Below are 3,039 nucleotides of genomic sequence, written 5' to 3'. Positions count from 1 at the left end.
GGCGGCGCCGCGAAGCGCCGCCGCAGGCGCTCTTGATCCTGTATGGCGAAATTCGGCAACCACTCGCAGAACGTGAGCCGCACGCGCGACAGGACCGCGACGGGTCAGCGCAGGACGAGCGAGCGAATGAGAGCTGCGGCCCGGTCGGGCGGCACATCGTCGGTGTCGATGCTGAGGTCCGCACCGGGAAGAAGGGGCGTGGCGTCCCACGCGGCCATACGCTCGCCGGTGTCGCCGGTGGCCCGCTGGACGATCCGCGCGTATGCGGTGTCGCGGGAGTTGGTGAGTGCAACGACGGTCCATCGATTGCCCGGGGTCGCGGCCAGCACGGCGTCAACGACTTCGGGCTGTCCCGCGTGCACTACCGGCATCACGCCGGTACGGATCATTTCGCGGAGTGTAGGCCGGTCGATCACGTATGTTGCGCCGTAACGCGCGTTCTCCCAGATGATTTCGCCAGCTTCTCGCAGTTCGGCAATGTCGGAATCGGTGCTCATCCGGTAGCCGGTTGTCCGCCCCGGACCCGACTTGATCCGCTCGAATAGCTGGAAACGTGCGTCCAGACCCACCAGCGCGGCTGTGACGGTGTCCTTCCCCGCGGCTGGCGGACCGTACAAAATGACGCCTTCGCTCATGGCCCGGGATGTGACTCACGGCGGAACGATTCGATCAACCGCAGGGCCTGTTCGCGCAATGGCTCGCTGTCAGGATCGTTCTCGACCACGATGTGGTCAGCGAGTGGGCGGTACTCAAGATCAACGCCTGCTGTGTACTCCGGCCAGTGAGTGAGTTTCCACGTATCGCGGGCAGCACCACGCCGACGGAGGTACATCAGCATCGTGTCGATGGTGCACCGCACCCATACCAACGTGACATCGGCACCGTTCACGGCGGCGCGAGCCATCGTGTGATCGATCCATGCCTGGTCGTTGAACTCCTGGAGAAACGGCGCTGTCGCTATGGTCGACGTACCGCATTCGATGTTGTCGTCAACCACAGCTGCGAGAGCTTCGTACTCGCGGGGACGAATCCGGTACTTGTACAGGTCGGATTCGCGGTCCTCGAAGCTGGAACCGAGTTCTTCGAGCGCTGGCTCGATGATCGGGCGCGAGATCGTGTCCTTGTCCAGGATCGCCCATCCGGTTTCACGGGCGAGAGTTCGCGCGAACTCTGACTTTCCGCTTCCGGCGTATCCGCCGACGTACACAGCACGCGGTCGAGCAGGCCGAAGTGGCGCGGCGAGCGTTAGCGCCAATGCGGTCGGCGTGGTCACCACTCGCCCCGACCGATCCTTACTCGAGATGTAGCCGTCGGCCGCGAGCTGCTCCATGGCCTTCGTGATTGTCAGCTGGCTCGCCTTCCATTGCGTTGCCAGCTCACGGGTCGACGGTAGCCGCTGACCGTCCCGTAGCCGACCAGCCTCGATGTCGTTGCGGATAGCTTGCGCGATCCGCATGTATGCCGATGCGGCCGAGCGCTGCGAGCCGGTCACTGCGGTCCTCCTTCGATAGCAGTTGCCACACCGAGGGTAGCAGTTGCTCACCAGCACTGGCCTGGGCAAATACGGATATGACGAGTAGCTGGACATTCACTGGCGAAAGTAGTTGCTTCCCACGAAAGCAGTTGCTACCTTAATGACATGCCGCACACCGAGTGCGAATTGTCAAACCAAGGAGAGAAGCAATGGCACTGAAGGATCTGCGTTTCAGCGAACAGTTCAACGTGGCATTCGAGAAGGGCCTCGTCCTCGTTGGCGAGATCGAGCCTGACACCGAGTACAACCAGAACCGCAACGCCCCGGCCCGCCAGAAGGTTGACCCCATCACCGGCAAGCGGCAGTGGAAGGCCACCTGCACCGATCCGAGTGAGACGAACCCGAAGCGTTCCAGCATTCAGGTGATCTTCCTGTCGGACGTTCAGCCGGTCCCCTCGACTCCCGAAGTCCTGCCGGGCATGCGGTCGATCGAGCTGGAGGGCCTGACTTTGCAGCCGAAGGTCACCGGTCAGGGCGAGTTCAAGACCCTCGGCTGGACCGTCCGAGCGACGGGCATCAAGGGGGACACCTCGGGCGCGAAGCAGGCGCCGGCCGATCCGGGTGCGGCTCGTCCGGCCAGCGGTAAAGCCGCGTAATGAGCACGCATGAGACGGCCGCGAGCTTCCGCATTGCGCGGGGGTTCGCGGTCGTCACCATCATCGCTGTCGGGGTCGCGGCGTTCGTGCTGTCGTTCGCGTCCCTGCGGGATCTGGCGATTCTGGCGCATGTCCCGGCCCGGTGGGCGTGGCTGTTCCCGGTGATCGTGGACGGCACCATCATCCAGGCCACGGTGTCGGCGCTGGCGTTGGCGAAGTCGCCGGAACGGCGCTGGTTCACCGGGGTGTTGGTCGCGGGTGCGGTGGTGTCCATCGCCGGGAACTCGCTGCACGCGGTCGCGGCCGGGCAGGAGCTTCCGGCCTGGGCCTCGGCGCTGGTGGCGGCTATCGCCCCGATCTCGCTGCTCGCTGACACGCACGGGCTGGCGGTGCTCTTCCGCGCCGCTCATCCCGAACCTGCCCCGGCCGCCGAGTCTGCGGCCGAACCGGAATCGGCGCAAGAGCCCGACCCGCAACCGATCCCCGAACCCGAACCCGAACCTGATCCGGTTCCCGTTCCTGAGCCTGCGCCGGTCCCGGCTGCGGCTGTTTCTCCGGCACCTGTGGTGCCGAGTCCACCTGTTCGTTCCTCGCGACCGGTGCAAGCAATGCTGCCGATCGCTGTCCCTGTTGGGGGTGCCTGATGTCGAAAACTGCTCTGTGGGCTGGTGTTGCGGCGCTGCCGCTGCTGGCCCTGATTCCCGCCGCACCCGCTGCGGCCGATCCCGGCTCGGAGTGCGTCATGTTCTGCGACGACCAGTCCACCGGGTCTCCGGCCGAGCCCCGGCCCGAGGTGGATATGCGGGTCTGCTGGCGGTGCGGGCTGCCGATCCCGTTGCTGGGCAAGCCGCTGGAAGAGGAGACGAACCCATGGGGTCGCTGATGAAACACCCGCTGGTTTCGGCGCTG

At 65.3% G+C, this 3,039-nt stretch carries 5 protein-coding genes; 3 read left to right on the top strand and 2 right to left on the bottom strand.

Annotation, left to right across the window (positions count from 1 at the left end; genetic code table 11):
• Window positions 1-104: 104 nt before the first annotated feature.
• Both AC4HOU_RS29105 and AC4HOU_RS29100 read right to left on the bottom strand, forming a co-directional pair.
• The gene (locus AC4HOU_RS29105) at window positions 105-635 is read right to left on the bottom strand and encodes a kinase (protein ID WP_490725606.1); all 531 of its coding nucleotides are present in this window, start codon (window positions 633-635) and stop codon (window positions 105-107) included.
• Entirely contained in the window at window positions 632-1,492 is an 861-nt protein-coding gene (locus AC4HOU_RS29100; protein ID WP_490725605.1) for a P-loop nucleotide/nucleoside kinase family protein, read from the bottom strand. Before AC4HOU_RS29100 ends, AC4HOU_RS29105 begins: the two co-directional genes overlap by 4 nt.
• Before the next feature lie 191 nt (window positions 1,493-1,683).
• Here AC4HOU_RS29100 and AC4HOU_RS29095 point away from each other — a divergent pair, with 191 nt between their 5' ends.
• Genes AC4HOU_RS29095 through AC4HOU_RS29085 form a run of 3 tightly spaced genes read left to right on the top strand, consistent with a single transcriptional unit; the run spans window position 1,684 to window position 3,013 of the window.
• Window positions 1,684-2,130 carry a hypothetical protein gene (locus AC4HOU_RS29095; RefSeq protein WP_490725604.1) on the top strand — a complete coding sequence of 149 codons (447 nt, stop codon included), beginning with the start codon at window positions 1,684-1,686 and terminating at the stop codon, window positions 2,128-2,130.
• On the top strand, window positions 2,130-2,774 hold the full coding sequence (locus AC4HOU_RS29090; protein WP_490725603.1) for a DUF2637 domain-containing protein: 645 nt from the start codon (window positions 2,130-2,132) through the stop codon (window positions 2,772-2,774). Before AC4HOU_RS29095 ends, AC4HOU_RS29090 begins: the two co-directional genes overlap by 1 nt.
• Complete coding sequence (locus AC4HOU_RS29085; RefSeq protein WP_490725602.1) at window positions 2,774-3,013, top strand: hypothetical protein; 240 nt, start codon at window positions 2,774-2,776, stop codon at window positions 3,011-3,013. The genes AC4HOU_RS29090 and AC4HOU_RS29085 overlap by 1 nt, the downstream gene beginning before the upstream one ends.
• Window positions 3,014-3,039: the final 26 nt, after the last annotated feature.

This window comes from Nocardia sp. JCM 38205, from assembly GCF_058222935.1.
This window is presented reverse-complemented; position numbering and strand designations above follow the sequence as displayed.

Excerpts from the sequence above, each read along its gene's own strand:
- AC4HOU_RS29105 (WP_490725606.1), bottom strand. The coding sequence starts at position 635 with ATGAGCGAAGGCGTCATTTTGTACGGTCCGCCAGCCGCGGGGAAGGAC.
- AC4HOU_RS29095 (WP_490725604.1), top strand. The coding sequence starts at position 1,684 with ATGGCACTGAAGGATCTGCGTTTCAGCGAACAGTTCAACGTGGCATTC.
- AC4HOU_RS29090 (WP_490725603.1), top strand. The coding sequence starts at position 2,130 with ATGAGCACGCATGAGACGGCCGCGAGCTTCCGCATTGCGCGGGGGTTC.
- AC4HOU_RS29085 (WP_490725602.1), top strand. The coding sequence starts at position 2,774 with ATGTCGAAAACTGCTCTGTGGGCTGGTGTTGCGGCGCTGCCGCTGCTG.